This is a genomic window from Betaproteobacteria bacterium (assembly GCA_016720065.1).
Lineage (GTDB): Bacteria > Pseudomonadota > Gammaproteobacteria > Burkholderiales > Rhodocyclaceae > SSSZ01.
The window spans coordinates 1,986,641-2,000,598 of the sequence record JADJXY010000002.1; the positions used below are offsets into that span (position 1 = coordinate 1,986,641).

Annotated in this window: 17 protein-coding genes; 9 read left to right on the top strand and 8 right to left on the bottom strand. The window is 66.9% G+C overall.

Annotated elements, in window-relative coordinates; all coding sequences use genetic code 11:
* Positions 1-209 precede the first annotated feature (209 nt).
* The 6 genes from IPM73_12495 to IPM73_12520 all read right to left on the bottom strand — a co-directional run bounded on the left by IPM73_12495 (position 210) and on the right by IPM73_12520 (position 4,299).
* Entirely contained in the window at positions 210-611 is a 402-nt protein-coding gene (locus tag IPM73_12495) for a hypothetical protein (protein MBK8918829.1), read from the bottom strand.
* Positions 612-697: 86 nt separating this feature from the next.
* Complete coding sequence (locus IPM73_12500) at positions 698-1,453, bottom strand: anti-sigma factor (protein ID MBK8918830.1); 756 nt, start codon at positions 1,451-1,453, stop codon at positions 698-700.
* Complete coding sequence (locus tag IPM73_12505) at positions 1,450-2,043, bottom strand: sigma-70 family RNA polymerase sigma factor (protein ID MBK8918831.1); 594 nt, start codon at positions 2,041-2,043, stop codon at positions 1,450-1,452. Before IPM73_12505 ends, IPM73_12500 begins: the two co-directional genes overlap by 4 nt.
* A 168-nt stretch (positions 2,044-2,211) precedes the next feature.
* Positions 2,212-3,309: a tRNA 2-thiouridine(34) synthase MnmA gene (mnmA, locus tag IPM73_12510; GenBank protein ID MBK8918832.1), complete on the bottom strand. Its 1,098-nt coding sequence runs from the start codon at positions 3,307-3,309 to the stop codon at positions 2,212-2,214.
* Positions 3,299-3,844: a hypothetical protein gene (locus IPM73_12515; GenBank protein ID MBK8918833.1), complete on the bottom strand. Its 546-nt coding sequence runs from the start codon at positions 3,842-3,844 to the stop codon at positions 3,299-3,301. The genes mnmA and IPM73_12515 overlap by 11 nt, the downstream gene beginning before the upstream one ends.
* Positions 3,841-4,299, bottom strand: a complete 459-nt coding sequence (locus IPM73_12520) for an NUDIX hydrolase (protein ID MBK8918834.1) — start codon at positions 4,297-4,299, stop codon at positions 3,841-3,843. Before IPM73_12520 ends, IPM73_12515 begins: the two co-directional genes overlap by 4 nt.
* 105 nt (positions 4,300-4,404) lie before the next feature.
* Here IPM73_12520 and IPM73_12525 point away from each other — a divergent pair, with 105 nt between their 5' ends.
* The 9 genes from IPM73_12525 to IPM73_12565 all read left to right on the top strand — a co-directional run bounded on the left by IPM73_12525 (position 4,405) and on the right by IPM73_12565 (position 10,785).
* On the top strand, positions 4,405-5,325 hold the full coding sequence (locus tag IPM73_12525) for a branched-chain amino acid transaminase (protein ID MBK8918835.1): 921 nt from the start codon (positions 4,405-4,407) through the stop codon (positions 5,323-5,325).
* 22 nt (positions 5,326-5,347) lie between these two features.
* Positions 5,348-5,539 (top strand): zinc-finger domain-containing protein, encoded by a 192-nt coding sequence (locus IPM73_12530; GenBank protein MBK8918836.1) that lies wholly within the window; start codon positions 5,348-5,350, stop codon positions 5,537-5,539.
* A gap of 100 nt (positions 5,540-5,639) precedes the next feature.
* A complete protein-coding gene (gene waaF, locus IPM73_12535; protein MBK8918837.1) occupies positions 5,640-6,653 on the top strand; it encodes a lipopolysaccharide heptosyltransferase II in 1,014 nt (337 codons plus the stop codon).
* Positions 6,650-7,093 (top strand): nuclear transport factor 2 family protein, encoded by a 444-nt coding sequence (locus tag IPM73_12540; GenBank protein ID MBK8918838.1) that lies wholly within the window; start codon positions 6,650-6,652, stop codon positions 7,091-7,093. Before waaF ends, IPM73_12540 begins: the two co-directional genes overlap by 4 nt.
* Positions 7,090-8,046 carry an alpha/beta fold hydrolase gene (locus IPM73_12545; GenBank protein MBK8918839.1) on the top strand — a complete coding sequence of 319 codons (957 nt, stop codon included), beginning with the start codon at positions 7,090-7,092 and terminating at the stop codon, positions 8,044-8,046. The genes IPM73_12540 and IPM73_12545 overlap by 4 nt, the downstream gene beginning before the upstream one ends.
* Before the next feature lie 10 nt (positions 8,047-8,056).
* Positions 8,057-9,445 carry a phosphomannomutase/phosphoglucomutase gene (locus IPM73_12550; GenBank protein MBK8918840.1) on the top strand — a complete coding sequence of 463 codons (1,389 nt, stop codon included), beginning with the start codon at positions 8,057-8,059 and terminating at the stop codon, positions 9,443-9,445.
* A 17-nt stretch (positions 9,446-9,462) separates the two neighbouring features.
* Positions 9,463-9,783: a heavy metal-binding domain-containing protein gene (locus IPM73_12555; protein ID MBK8918841.1), complete on the top strand. Its 321-nt coding sequence runs from the start codon at positions 9,463-9,465 to the stop codon at positions 9,781-9,783.
* Positions 9,784-10,129: 346 nt separating this feature from the next.
* A complete protein-coding gene (locus IPM73_12560) occupies positions 10,130-10,384 on the top strand; it encodes a type II toxin-antitoxin system prevent-host-death family antitoxin (protein MBK8918842.1) in 255 nt (84 codons plus the stop codon).
* Positions 10,384-10,785 carry a type II toxin-antitoxin system VapC family toxin gene (locus tag IPM73_12565; protein ID MBK8918843.1) on the top strand — a complete coding sequence of 134 codons (402 nt, stop codon included), beginning with the start codon at positions 10,384-10,386 and terminating at the stop codon, positions 10,783-10,785. The genes IPM73_12560 and IPM73_12565 overlap by 1 nt, the downstream gene beginning before the upstream one ends.
* Positions 10,786-11,026: 241 nt before the next feature.
* On the opposite strand, the gene IPM73_12570 is transcribed toward IPM73_12565, so the two are convergent.
* Positions 11,027-11,329, bottom strand: a complete 303-nt coding sequence (locus IPM73_12570) for a hypothetical protein (protein ID MBK8918844.1) — start codon at positions 11,327-11,329, stop codon at positions 11,027-11,029.
* Complete coding sequence (gene alaS / locus IPM73_12575; protein MBK8918845.1) at positions 11,326-13,941, bottom strand: alanine--tRNA ligase; 2,616 nt, start codon at positions 13,939-13,941, stop codon at positions 11,326-11,328. Before alaS ends, IPM73_12570 begins: the two co-directional genes overlap by 4 nt.
* Positions 13,942-13,958: the final 17 nt, after the last annotated feature.

Sequence of the window (13,958 nt, forward strand, 5' to 3'; positions counted from 1 at the left end):
TCAGGACCAAGCCGGGCCCTGTGCCGCCCATTGACGGCCTCGGAACCCGTGAATTTTTCGGGCGCCGCTGGGCATGGCGAGGGGGGACCCAGGGAAATTTTGCGGTGCTCAGTCCCGGGAGGATCGATTGCCCGGTAGCCACGCGACGAAAACCGCTCGCCCCCTCCCGGGATGAGCGGGTTTTCAGCGGGCACGCGAGGATTCCGCCCTCAGTAGGCCGAGGGAACGGCCGGCCCCGATACGGCGGCCTTCTTGTTTGGCGAGGCCACATGCCAGGTGCCGCCCTGGCCGTCGCCGTTGCGCTCGCCAGGCTTGGTGTCTCCGGCGAAGAAATAGAGGGGTTTGCCCTTGAAGGCCCACTGGGTGCCGCCGTCTTCCCGGGCGACGATGCTGAAGTCGCCGCCGGCCAGGGCCGGATTGGCCACCGCAAAGGGGGGCCAGGCCCCCGCGCACCCCCCGCTGCAATTGCTCTTGCCGCTGGAGTCCTTGTCGAAGGTGTAGAGGGTGCGGCCTTCCTTGTTGGTCAGAACGCCGTCCTTCTCGACGGTGGGGTTGGCCTGGACCAGGCCGGTGAGGGCGAAAAGGGCGGTGGCGATGACGATGCGCTTCATGGTGATCTCCTGTTCGGTTGAGGATGAACGGGGTTTATCTATCCCGTGGCCCCACTTACGGGGGTGCCCTCGGATCGGATGCAGGGTCACCAGAGTTTGACGCAATGGCCCTTCAGCAGGAACTCGCCGGGCGCGTCGCCGGGCCGGGCCGGGGCGTCCTGCAGCGTCACCGCGAGTTGGGCAACATTGGCGAGCAGACGTTCGGCCGTGTCGTCGAGCATCACCGCGCCGGTCCCCTGGGCGGGAACCAGGCCCAGGGGAATGGGCGGCAGGGCCTTGCCTGCCTTGTCCTTGGGCAGGCCCCACAGTTGCAGCACTTTGCCAGCGGGCAGTTCCAGCGGCCGCAGTACCTTGAAGGTCAGGCGCCGGCCATGGCGGGTGGCGCTGGCCAGCACCGTCGGCCGGCCCTCGGCGTCAAGGAGAAGGCCGATGTAGCTCTGCGGCAGGGACTGCTCCCGCTGGGCGAGTTGATCGAGGCCGACGAAGCGTTCCGGCATCTGCATCACCAGGGCGATGCTGGCGACGACGCCGAACGCCACCCCCAGCAGCGGACTGGCCCAGGCCAGCCAACGGCTGCGCGGAGCGGCCCGACGGGCCGGTTCGGGCTGACGCGCGCCCGGCAGGCGGCGGGCGATGCCCTGCCATACCCGCTCCGGCGGGGCGACCGGCGGCACCGCAGCGGCCAACCCGCCGAGACGCCGCTCCCAGGCCCCCAGGGCGTCCCGGGCCGGCAGGCTGCGCAGCAGATGGCGCCGGAAGCGGCGGCGGGCCCGGGGAGCCAGTGTCCCCAGGGCGTACTGGGCCGCCAGATGGTCGAGGAGCGGGGGGCGGTCGTAATTCATGCCGACTCGGCACCCTTGCGGCCGCCGGCCTCCAGGCAGCGTTTTAAAGATTCCAGACCGCGCCGCACCCAGGCCTTGACCGTGCCCAGCGGCGCCGCCATCCGCTCCGCCACTTCGCTGTGGGAAAGGCCGTGGTAGTAGGCCAGCGCCAGGCTCTGGCGCTGGCGGGCATCGGCGGCGTCCAGGCATTGGCGAATGGCCAGGGTGTCGCCGGCGCTCTCCAGCAGGGCGAGGGGATCGGGGCCGTCATCGGCGATGTCGCGCTCCAGCCCCTCCTCGTCCCGCGGCAGTTCGGTCTCGCGCCGGGCGGGGGCGCTGCGCACCTGGTCCAGGGCCTTGTTGCGGGCGATGCTGATCAGCCAGGTCATCGGCTGCCCCTGGCTGGCGCTGTACCCGGCGGCGTTGTGCCATGCGCTCACGTAAGTCTCCTGCAACAGCTCTTCGGCAAGATCCTGCCGCCGGGAGATACGGAGGATGACCCCGAACAGATGCGCCGAGGTGCGCTGGTAAAGCGCACGCAGGGCCGCCTGATCGCCGAGGGCGACGCGGGCGAGCAGGGCTTGCAGGATTTCTGAACCGTTTGCGGACATGGGGGGCACCGACGGGGCGAACGATGATCTTGCCATAACCCTGCGCCGCAGTCAGCGAATGCGAATCATCCTGGAAACCTCAGTCAAGCGCTGGCCTACGCCCGAACTGCCTTGTGCCCTGGACCGCCGGGCATGGCGTGCGGAGGCGAACGGAAATTTGCCCCCCGCTCAGCGGATGACGCCCCCCCCCAGGCAGACACGGGATTCGTAGAGCACCACCGACTGCCCCGGAGTCAGCGCCCACTGGGACTCGGCAAAGTGGATTTCGGCACACCCGCCATCGACCCGCTCCACTTCGCAGGGCTGGTCCGCCGTGCGATAACGGGGCTTGGCGGTGTAGACCCAGTGGGTATGGGGCGCCTGGCCGGAAACCCAGGAAAGATGCTCCGCCACCAGGGAATCCCGGTAGAGGGCGGGGTGATCGTGGCCCTGGACGACGTGGAGGACGTTCTTCTCCATGTCCTTGCCGGCGACGAACCAGGCGTCGTGGTCGCCGCCGCCGGGCTGTCCCTTTTCCTTGACGCCGCCGATGAGCAGGCCCTTCCTTTGCCCCAGGGTGTGGTACATGAGGCCATCGTGCTCCCCCAGGACCTTGCCGTCGTCGAGGCGGCGGATTTCGCCCTTTTTCGGCGGCAGGTAACGCATGAGGAATTCCTTGAAGGGCCGTTCGCCGATGAAGCAGATGCCGGTGGAGTCCTTCTTGGCGGCGACGTGCAGGCCCTCGGCTTCGGCAATCTTGCGCACCTCGCGTTTGTAGATATCAGCGAGCGGAAAGAGGGTCTTGGCAAGCTGCGCCTGATTCAACCGGTAAAGGAAGTAGCTCTGATCCTTGCTGCCGTCCTCGGCCTTCAGGAGCTGGAACTTGCCGTCGAATTCCCGCACCCCGGCATAGTGACCGGTAGCGATCCTGTCGGCACCCAGCGTCAGCGCATGGTCGAGGAAGGCGCGGAACTTGATTTCCGAATTGCACAGGACGTCCGGATTGGGCGTGCGGCCGGCCTGGTATTCCGTGAGGAATTCAGCGAAAACCCGCTCCCGGTATTCGGCGGCGAAATTGACCACCTCCACGTCGATGCCGATGCGGTCGGCGACGCTCATGACGTCGATGAGGTCCTGGCGGGAGGAGCAGTACTCCTCGCTGTCGTCGTCCTCCCAGTTTTTCATGAACAGGCCGATGACCTTCCAGCCCTGGCGCTTCAGGAGCAGCGCCGCCACGGAGGAATCGACCCCGCCGGAGAGCCCGACGACCACGGTTTTACTCGACACTGGAACCTTCTCCTTCCATCCAGGCGGCCAGCGGCAGGATGACCACCGGCTGCCCGTTATCCACAAACCAGCTATCCACGGCGTAGGCTTCGCCGCTCGCCTGCTCCTCGATGACCGCGGCAAAGTGCTGTGCCACCAGGTAGTGGGTCCGCCTTGCGGGCTCCCTCACCCGGTGCCAGTGCAGGGCACCGTAGACTTCCAGGAGGCGCAGCAGGCGGGTCGTGGTGGTCGAGTGGTCGATGCAGTCCATGCGCCCATCGACGTCCCCGTCGGCGCCATTGCCGGCCAGATCGTGGTGGATGGGCGTCTGCTCGCCGGCCCATCGATACAGCCTGCCCAGGGACTGGGCGAGCAGGGCGCGCTCCCCCGCCGCGTTGTTGGCCAAGGCCAGGAGCCGCGTGGCTTCGAGCCACTGATAATCGTCGTAAACCACCTCGGCCTGGGCCGCGCAATCCCAGTTGTAGCAGACAGCAACCCGCTGCTCGGCAAGGGCCGGGCCCGCCAGGGCAAGAAGCAGCAAGAGGCGCAGGATCATCCGTAATGCGTCAGGAGTTCCAGCGGATAAGCACATCCGGCCAGACAATCCTCGATACAGCGCAGCACCAGGGGACTGCGGTGGCGGCCCGCCTCGCGCCGGATATCCTGGGGCGTCAGCCAATGGGCGGCGACGATGCCTGCGTCGAGGGGACGATCCGCCTCCCAGCCCACCAGGTCGCCGCCAAAGGCGAAGCGCAGGTAGGTGATATCCCGGGTGGGGTGGCGCCAGGTGTAGATTCCCACCAGATGGGTGGGGCGGAAGTGATAGGCCGTTTCTTCCAGAGCTTCCCGGGCGACGGCATTGACGAGGGCCTCCCCACGCTCCAGGTGGCCCGCCGGCTGGTTGAAGGCCAGTCCTGCCTCGGTTTCTTCCTCCACCAGGAGGAAGCGGCCGTCGCGCTGCACCACGGCAGCCACGGTCACATTGGGTTTCCAGACGTTCTTTTCGCTCAAGATCCTGCTCGTTTGCCGCTCGCCACCGGGGGCCAAAGCGGCGATTTTACCCGAGGAAATCGGCTAGAATGTCGGGCTTTCGGCAGCAAGACGGAGACACCCAAAATGTCCATGGCGGATCGCGACGGATTCATCTGGTACGACGGCAAGCTGGTGCCCTGGCGGGACGCCACCACCCACGTCCTCACCCATTCCCTGCATTACGGCATGGGCGTCTTCGAAGGCGTGCGGGCTTACAAGACCGAATCCGGCACTGCCATCTTCCGCCTGGAAGACCACACCGACCGCCTCTTCAACTCGGCCCACATCTTCCAGATGGCCATGCCCTTCGACAAGGCCACCCTCAACGAGGCCCAGAAGGAAGTCATCCGCGCCAACAAGCTGGAATCCGGCTACCTGCGCCCCCTGGCCTTCTACGGCTCGGAAAAGCTGGGCGTCTCGCCCAAGGGCGCCAAGGTGCATATCGCCATCGCCGCCTGGCCGTGGGGTGCCTACCTGGGCGAGGAAGGCCTGGAGCGCGGCATTCGCGTCAAGACCTCCAGCTTCACCCGTCACCATGTCAATATCAGCATGGTGCGCGCCAAGGCCTGTGGCCACTACATCAATTCCATCCTGGCCAATAACGAAGCCACCAACGACGGCTACGACGAGGCCATGCTGCTGGACCCTGAAGGCTACGTGGCCGAGGGCGCCGGCGAGAACCTCTTCATCGTCAAGAAGGGCAGGATCTACACACCGGATCTGACCTCCTGCCTGGAAGGCATCACTCGCGCCACGGTGCTGCAACTGGCCGAGGAAATGGGCATCCCGGTGCTGGAAAAGCGCATCACCCGCGACGAAGTCTATGCCGCCGATGAAGCCTTCTTCACCGGCACCGCCGCCGAAGTGACCCCCATCCGCGAGCTGGACGGCCGCCAGATCGGCATCGGCCGCCGCGGCCCGGTCACCGCCCGCCTGCAAGCCAAATATTTCGACGTGGTCTATGGCCGCTCCGCCGAACACGCGGGCTGGCTGGCCCACGTCTGACACCCTCCCGGGAGAATTCACCATGGCCGATAACGCCCGCACCGTCGAAATCGACGCCCACGACCTGCCCCTGCACTGCCCGCAACCCAGTTCGCCCCTGTGGTGCCAGCATCCCCGCGTTTTCCTGGATGCCACCAAGACCGGCGAAGTGGTCTGCCCCTATTGCAGCACCAAGTACGTCTTCAAGGGCGAACTTCCCAAGGGACATCATTGAGCGGGGAGTGAAGGGCGAGGTGTAAAAGCCTTTCATCCGGTTAGCCATCTTGGCCGCCTCTCCCCCGCCCGCCTCACCGCTCATCGCTGACCCCGCCCCCGTGCCCCGCGCGCTGGTGGTCGCGCCTTCCTGGATCGGCGATGCGGTGATGGCCCAGCCGCTCTTCCGGCGGCTGCTGCAAGCGACCCCCGGCCTGCACCTGGATGCCCTGGCGCCACGCTGGGTGGCCCCGGTGCTGCGCCGCATGCCGGAAATCGCCGACATCGTCGATAGCCCCTTCGGGCACGGCGAAACCTCCCTCAAGGCGCGCTGGCGCCTGGCCCGCAGCCTGACGGAGCGCCACTACGATCGGGCCTACATCCTGCCCAATTCGCTCAAGTCCGCCCTGGTGCCATTCCTGGCCGGCATTCCGGAGCGCGTGGGCTTCATCGGCGAGTCGCGCTACGGCCTCATCAACCGCCGCCACCGCCTGGACAAGGCCGCCCTGCCCCTCATGGTCGAGCGCTTCGCACAGCTCGCCGAGGCCCCTGGCGTCCCCCCGGCCCGCCCCATCGCGCCACCCCGGCTGCTCTCTTCCCCGGCCCAGCAGGCAGAGGCTCTGGCGTCCCTCGGTCTCGCACCGCCGACCCGTCTGGTGGCCTTCTGCCCCGGCGCCGAATATGGCCCCGCCAAGCGCTGGCCCGAGGCCCACTTTGCCCGCCTGGCCCGGGAACTCGCGGCCCGCGGCCATAGCGTCTGGCTCTTCGGCTCGGGCAAGGACAAGGCGGTGGGCGACGCCATCGTCGCCCAGGCGGCGGGGGCCTGCCGCAATCTCTGCGGTGCCACGGGACTGGACCAGGCCATCGACCTCCTGGCCCTTTCGGAACTCGTGGTGTGCAACGATTCCGGCCTCATGCACGTCGCCGCCGCCCTGGATCGCCCGCTGGTGGCCCTCTACGGATCGTCTTCCCCCGGCTTCACCCCGCCCCTGAGCGAACGCGCTACCATAGCCAGCCTCGCGCTGTCGTGCAGCCCCTGCTTCAAGCGCCAGTGCCCCCTGGGCCACCTGGACTGCCTCCAGCGCCTCGAACCGGACCGCATCCTCGCCGCCTGCCTCGCTCACCTGTCCCCATGACCAAGCCCAACCATTTCCCCAGTCCGGAAGACGTGGAAACCGCCTTTTACGAATCCCTCGCCAGGAGTGATCTGGACACCTTCATCCTCACCTGGGCCGAGGACGAGGATGTGGTCTGCGTCCACCCCACCGGTGCCCGCATCGCGGAATTGCCGCTCATCCGCGAAAGCTGGCGGCAAATCCTGGCCAGCAGCCGCCTGCGCGTGCGCACCGAGTCGCGCTACCACTGGCAGGGGATGGTCCTCGCCGTGCATCACCTGACCGAAACCCTGTACCTGGGCGACAATCCGGAGGCTCAGGGCACCCTGCACGTCACCCACGTCTATACCCGCGGCGCCCATGGTTGGCGCCTGGTCGCCCGCCACGCCTCCGCCGCCGGGGACGACCAGGCCCTGGCCCAGGCGCAGGTCCAGGAGGCGGGTTCCCACACCCTGCATTGACCCCCTACGCCGCTCCCGCCTGGCTGCCGGGCGGCCACGCCCAGACCCTCTGGCCGCGAGCCATCCGCCCGCCCTTGCCCCCCACCCGGCGGGAGCGCTGGACCACCCCGGACGGTGACTTCATCGACGTGGACCGTCTCGACGGCCCGCCGGATCGGCCCCTGTTGGTGCTTTTCCACGGCCTGGAAGGCAGTTCCCGCAGCCCCTACGCGGCATCGCTGGCCCAGGCCTGCAAGGCCGCCCGGTGGCGTCTGGCCCTCCCCCACTTCCGCGGCTGCTCGGGCGAACTGAACCGCCGGCCGAGGGCCTATCACTCCGGTGACTCCGACGAAATCGACTGGATTCTCGCCCGTCTTGAAGCGGAAAACGGCGGCTGTCCGGTCTTCGCTGCCGGCGTCTCCCTGGGCGGCAATGCCCTGCTCAAGTGGGCCGGGGAGCGGGGCGCCGATGCCGCCCGCTACGCGCAAGCCATCGCCGCCGTCTGCGCCCCCCTCGACCTCGCGGCCTGCGGCCACCATCTGGCCCGGGGCTTCAACCGCGTCTACACCCGGCACTTCCTCAACACCCTGAAAGCCGTCTCCCGCCAGCGGCTGCAGCAGTTTCCCGGCCTCTTCGACGCCCTGAGCATGGAAGCCGCTCGCAATCTCCATCAGTTCGATGACGCCGTCACCGGCCCGCTGCACGGGTTCGCCGGCGCGGACGACTATTGGGCGCGCTGCTCCAGCAAACCCTGGCTGGCCCATATTCAAGTGCCGGCCTGGGTGCTGAATGCGCGCAACGACCCCTTCCTGCCCGCCCGCTACCTGCCCGGCCCGGGTGAAGTCGGCCCCGGTGTCGTCCTCGAACAGCCCGCCGCGGGCGGCCACGTGGGCTTCGTCAGCGGCGCCTTCCCCGGCCATCTGGACTGGTTGCCCCAAAGGCTCTTACACTTCTTCCATTCCGCAACGTCATAACGAGAACGCCATGAGCAACGCACCCGCTTCCCTGCCCGCCGAAATCTTCAAGGCCTACGACATCCGCGGCATCGTCGGCAAATCGCTGACCGCCGACGTGGTGCGCCGCATCGGCCACGCCCTCGGCTCCCTCGCCGCCGAAAAGGGCCAGACCGCCATCGCCGTCGGCCGCGACGGCCGCCTCTCCGGCCCCGAGCTGGCCGGCGCCCTGATGGACGGCATCTGCGCCGCCGGCATCGATGCCATCGACGTCGGCTGCGTGCCGACCCCGGTGACCTACTTCGCCGCCTATGAACTGGGGTGCAACTCCTGCGTCTCGGTCACCGGCAGCCACAACCCGCCGGACTACAACGGCCTGAAGATGGTCGTCGGCGGCGAAACGCTGGCCCTGGACGCCATCCAGGACTTGAAACGGCGCAGCGAGGAAGGCCGCCTGCGCACCGGCCAGGGCCAGAAGCGCAGCGCCGACGTGAAGGCCGCCTACATCGAACGCATCGTCGGCGACGTGAAACTCGCCCGGCCCCTGAAGATCGTCATGGATTGCGGCAATGGCGTCGCCGGTGCCATCGCCCCGGAACTCTTCCAGCGCCTGGGCTGCGACATCGTGCCGCTTTTCTGCGAGGTGGACGGCAACTTCCCCAACCATCACCCCGACCCCTCCAAACCGGAAAACCTGGAGGACGTCATCCACGCCCTGAAAACCACCGACGCCGAAATCGGCATCGCCTTCGACGGCGACGGCGACCGCCTGGGCGTGGTGACCAAGGACGGCGAAATCATCTACCCCGACCGCCAGCTCATGCTCTTCGCCGCCGACGTGCTCTCCCGCGTTCCCGGCGGGCAGATCATCTACGACGTGAAATGCACCCGGCTGCTGGCCCCCTGGATTCGCCAGCACGGCGGCACGCCCCTCATGTGGAACACCGGCCACGCCCTGGTCAAGAAGAAGCTCAAGGAAACCGGCGCACCGCTGGCCGGCGAAATGAGCGGCCACACCTTCTTCAAGGAACGCTGGTACGGCTTCGACGACGGCCTCTACACGGGAGCACGCCTGCTGGAGATCCTCGCCCGCGCCGCCGACGGCAACCCGGTGCTCAAGGGCCTGCCCAACTCGCCCAGCACGCCGGAGCTCAATATCAAGATGGCCGAAGGCGAACCCTTCGCCCTCATCGACAAGCTCAAGGCTGCCGGCCGATTCGACGGCGCCACCGAAATCATCACCATCGACGGCGTACGGGTCGAATACCCCGACGGCTTCGGCCTGGCCCGCCCCTCCAACACCACGCCGGTGGTGGTGCTGCGCTTCGAGGCCGACACCCCGGCGGCACTGGAGCGCATCCAGGCCGGCTTCCGCCTGGCCATCAGCGCCGTCTGGCCGGGCGTCCAACTTCCCTTCTGACCCCCCGAGGAATCCCCATGCTGCTCACCACCACCCCCAGCATCGAAGGCCGTAGCATCACCGCCTACCACGGCGTCGTCACCGGCGAAGCCATCATCGGCGCCAACTTTCTCAAAGACATGTTCGCCGCCATCCGCGACATCGTCGGCGGCCGCGCCGGCGCCTACGAGAAGACGCTACGCTCCGCCCGGGAAACCGCCTTCGCCGAACTCAGCGAAGCCGCCCAGGCCCTGGGCGCCAACGCGGTGGTGGGTATCGACATCGACTACGAAGTGCTGGGGGAAACCAACGGGATGCTCATGGTGGCGGTGAGCGGGACGGCGGTGACGGTGGGGTGAGGGGTTGGCAGAGGCAAATGCGGGGTCCGTCCCAGAATATCCGTACCGTTCGGACAAGTCGGCCGATTACGAATGCACAAGCCGAATACATGAAGTTTCACCGTAAGAGCATCTTCCGAGGTAGATAGTGCCTCGGCAAGATAGCACGCTCATTGCACGCGCGCTCAGTGTCAGGTTTTGCAATCCAGCATCTGCCGGAAACAGCCTCAGGCCGCGAGTCCTCTCAGCCACTCTGCCGCCTCGGTCGTAAACGCGTAAACGGGGACGTACCACGAAAAGCGAGAAAAGACGCAGCGGCCCGAGACGCTTATGGTAGTCGGGCTATCCATAATTTTGAGAATGCCCCGTGAGAACCGTTGCCGTCTTTGAAGCCAAGAACCGGCTTTCCGAACTGCTGACCGCTGTCGAACAGGGCGAGGAAATCACCATCACCCGGCATGGCTGCCCGGTGGCTCGCATCGTATCCGCCAATGCCCCCACCCGTGCCGATCAGGATCAACGGGAGCGGGTCTCCGGTGCCCTGGCGCGGCTGCGCAGCCTTCGCCGGGGTAGCAGCCTTGGCGCTTCGCTGCCCGAAGCCATAGAAGACGGCCGCGACTGATGCCTTTTGTCCTCGGCAACTCAGTCGTCACCGGCTGGGTCATCGAGGACCAGGCGACCGACTACACGGAAGCCATTGCCGTCAGGCTGGAAGCTGACTGCGCGATGGTTCCGGCACTCTGGCAGCTCGAATTCGCCAACGTCCTGAAAACCGCCTGTGCCCGGGGCAAGCTGGACATCGAAACGGCCCGCCAGATCGTGGATACCGTCTGCGCCCTGCCCATCGAGATCGATGCGGACGCGCCGGCACCGCGCCAATTGTTCGAACTGGCGATGCGCTACAACCTGAGCAGCTACGATGCAGCCTATCTAGAACTCGCCATGCGTCACGGCCTCCCCATTGCGTGCCAGGACGGCAAATTGCGAGAGGCAGCCCAGATGGCGGGAGTGACCGTAGCCTGAGGGGGCGAGTCGGCCCTCGCCCCAAGCGTCATGCCCGCTGGATCAGGTTTTGCAATCCAGCAGTCGCCGAACACCCAGGCTCAGGCCGCAAGCCCGATCAACCATTCGGCCGCGTCGGTTATCCGCACCCGGCCGCGGGCTGTTAAGGAGGAGCATTTTGCGCCGGGGTTGGCGGCGATAAGTTCGTCAAGATAACGCTCAATTGGACGCCCGGAATTCCGCCCCGGAACCACAGTCCCGCTCAGCGCGTCTTGGGATTGAGGCTACCCCGGTTGTATTCCTTGTCGCCGGGCACGACCATGCGGGTTCCCGGGAGCCAGCCGCCCTGGGCGTCGATGGGGCGGGTCTTGTTCTCCGGGTATTGGGCGGCCACCTGCTGGGCGTCCGCGGCCTTTTTGGCATCGACGTATTCCCAGCGGCCGTTGGGGAAGAGGCGGACCTTTTCGCCGCCGGCCGTGGTGGCTTCCACGGGCGTGCGGTCGAGGTCGGCCGCCAGGGCGGCGCCACCGGCCAGGAGGAGGGCCAGCGCGACGGCAGCCCTCACAGCTTGCCCTCCACCCAAGCCTGGACCGAGGCGAGAGCGCCGGCCAGGTTCTCCGGCTGGGTGCCGCCGGCCTGGGCCATGTCCGGCCGGCCGCCGCCCTTGCCGCCCACTTGCTGGGCCACCATATTGACCAGTTCGCCGGCCTTGACCTTGCCGGTGAGGTCGGCGGTGACGCCGGCAATGAGCGTCACCTTGCCACCAGCGACGGAAGACAGCACCACGGCGGCGGACTTGAGCTTGTCCTTCAGCTTGTCCATCGTCTCGCGCAAGGCCGTGACGTCGGCCCCTTCCATGAGGGCGGCGAGCACCTTGGCGCCCTTGACGTCCACGGCCTGATTGACCAGGTCGTCGCCCTGGCTGGAGGCGAGCTTGGATTTGAGGCGGGCCACTTCCTTCTCCAAGGCGCGGACATTGTCCAGCGCCTGGGCGATCTTGCCCGGCACCTCGGCCACCGGGGCCTTGAAGGCGGCGGCGGCGGAATCGAGAACCGCCTGCTGCTGCTGCACCAGGGCCAGCGCGTTATCGCCGGTGATCGCCTCGACGCGGCGCACGCCGGCGGCGACGCCGGCCTCCGCCACGATCTTGAAGAGACCGATGTCTCCGGTGCGGGCCACATGGGTGCCGCCGCACAGTTCCCGGGAGGAACCGATGTCGAGCACCCGCACCTCGTCGCCGTACTTTTCGCCGAAGAGCATCATGGCGCCCAGCTTCTGGGCTTCGGCGATGGGCAGGACGCGGCATTCGGTGGCCCCGTTGGCCAGCACCTCGGCGTTGACGATGACCTCGACCTCGCGGATTTCTTCGTCGCTCATCGGCTGGTTATGGACGAAGTCGAAGCGGGTCTTGTCCGGGTCCACCTGGGAGCCCTTCTGCTGCACGTGGTCGCCCAGCACTTCACGCAGGGCCTTGTGCAGCAGATGGGTGGCGGAGTGGTTGCGCATGGTGCGCTGGCGGGCGAGAACGTCCACCTTGGCGGTGACGCCGTTGCCGACCGTGAGGGTGCCGGTCTTGACTACGCCGTGGTGGCCGAAGACGGCAGCCTGGATCTTTTGCGTCTCCTCGACGGCGAAGATGCCGTGCACCGACTGCAAGGCGCCGCGGTCGCCCACCTGGCCGCCGGATTCGGCGTAGAAGGGGGTGTTGTCGAGGACGACCACGCCCATCTCGCCCTCATGCAGTTGATTCACAGGGGTGCCGTCCTTGTACAGCGCGAGGACGTTGGCCTTGTATTCCAGGGTGTCGTAACCGTGGAAGGCGGTGGCCGGGCCGTCGTAGTCCAGATTGGCGGCCATCTTGAACTTGCCGGCGGCGCGGGCCTGTTCCTTCTGGCGGGCCATGGCGGCGTCGAAGGCGGCGCCGTCCACCGTCACCTGGCGCTCGCGGCAGATGTCGGCGGTGAGGTCCAGGGGGAAGCCGTAGGTGTCGTGCAGCTTGAAAGCCGTCTCGCCATTGAAGACGCCACCCTCGGGCAGGGCCTTGAGTTCGCCCTCGAGGATGGCCATGCCGTGCTCGATGGTCTCGAAGAAACGATCTTCCTCCTGCTTCAGCGTCGCCATGACCTTCGCCTGGTGCTGGGCCAGTTCCGGATAGGCAATACCCATTTCGGCCACCAGGTCCGGCACCATCTTGTGGAAGAAGGCAGCGCGGGCGCCCAGCTTGTAGCCGTGGCGGATGGCGCGGCGAATGATGCGGCGCAGCACGTAGCCACGGCCCTCGTTGCCCGGGATGACGCCGTCGGCGATGAGGAAGGAACAGGCGCGGATGTGGTCGGCCAATACCTTCAAGGACGGGCTGTCCATGTCGGCCCCGCTGGTTTCGCGGGCGGCGGCCTTGAGCAGGGCCTGGAAGAGGTCGATCTCGTAATTGGCGTGCACGCCTTGCAGCACGGCCGAGATGCGTTCCAGGCCCATGCCGGTGTCCACGCTGGGCTTGGGCAGCGGGTGCATGACGCCGGCCTCGTCCCGGTTGAACTGCATGAAGACGTTGTTCCAGATTTCGATGAAGCGGTCGCCGTCTTCTTCGGGGCTTCCCGGGGGGCCGCCCCAGTGCTGTTCGCCGTGGTCGTAGAAGATTTCGGTGCACGGGCCGCAGGGGCCAGTGTCGCCCATCATCCAGAAGTTGTCAGAAGCGTAGCGGGCGCCCTTGTTGTCGCCGATGCGGATGACCCGCTCCACCGGCACGCCGATTTCCCTGGTCCAGATGTCGTAGGCTTCGTCGTCCTCGGCATACACAGTGACCGTCAGCTTGTCCTTGGGCAGCTTGTAGACTTCGGTGAGCAGTTCCCAGGCGTACTTGATGGCATCGCGCTTGAAGTAGTCGCCGAAACTGAAATTGCCCAGCATCTCGAAGAACGTGTGGTGGCGGGCGGTGTAGCCGACGTTTTCCAGGTCGTTGTGCTTGCCGCCGGCACGCACGCATTTCTGCGAGGTGGTGGCACGGGTGTAGGGCCGCTTGTCGAAACCGAGGAAAACGTCCTTGAACTGGTTCATCCCGGCGTTGGTGAACAGCAGGGTCGGGTCTTCGTGGGGCACCAGCGACGAGGAAGCGACGATCTGGTGGCCCTTGGAGGCAAAGAAGTCGAGGAACTGCTGGCGGATTGCGGAGCTTTTCATAAGCTGGGGCCTCGGGG

Coding starts and splice junctions, on each gene's coding strand:
- IPM73_12505 (MBK8918831.1), bottom strand. CDS start 2,043: ATGTCCGCAAACGGTTCAGAAATCCTGCAAGCCCTGCTCGCCCGCGTC.
- IPM73_12525 (MBK8918835.1), top strand. CDS start 4,405: ATGTCCATGGCGGATCGCGACGGATTCATCTGGTACGACGGCAAGCTG.
- IPM73_12515 (MBK8918833.1), bottom strand. CDS start 3,844: ATGATCCTGCGCCTCTTGCTGCTTCTTGCCCTGGCGGGCCCGGCCCTT.
- alaS (MBK8918845.1), bottom strand. CDS start 13,941: ATGAAAAGCTCCGCAATCCGCCAGCAGTTCCTCGACTTCTTTGCCTCC.
- IPM73_12495 (MBK8918829.1), bottom strand. CDS start 611: ATGAAGCGCATCGTCATCGCCACCGCCCTTTTCGCCCTCACCGGCCTG.
- IPM73_12500 (MBK8918830.1), bottom strand. CDS start 1,453: ATGAATTACGACCGCCCCCCGCTCCTCGACCATCTGGCGGCCCAGTAC.
- IPM73_12540 (MBK8918838.1), top strand. CDS start 6,650: ATGACCAAGCCCAACCATTTCCCCAGTCCGGAAGACGTGGAAACCGCC.
- IPM73_12550 (MBK8918840.1), top strand. CDS start 8,057: ATGAGCAACGCACCCGCTTCCCTGCCCGCCGAAATCTTCAAGGCCTAC.
- IPM73_12565 (MBK8918843.1), top strand. CDS start 10,384: ATGCCTTTTGTCCTCGGCAACTCAGTCGTCACCGGCTGGGTCATCGAG.
- IPM73_12530 (MBK8918836.1), top strand. CDS start 5,348: ATGGCCGATAACGCCCGCACCGTCGAAATCGACGCCCACGACCTGCCC.
- IPM73_12555 (MBK8918841.1), top strand. CDS start 9,463: ATGCTGCTCACCACCACCCCCAGCATCGAAGGCCGTAGCATCACCGCC.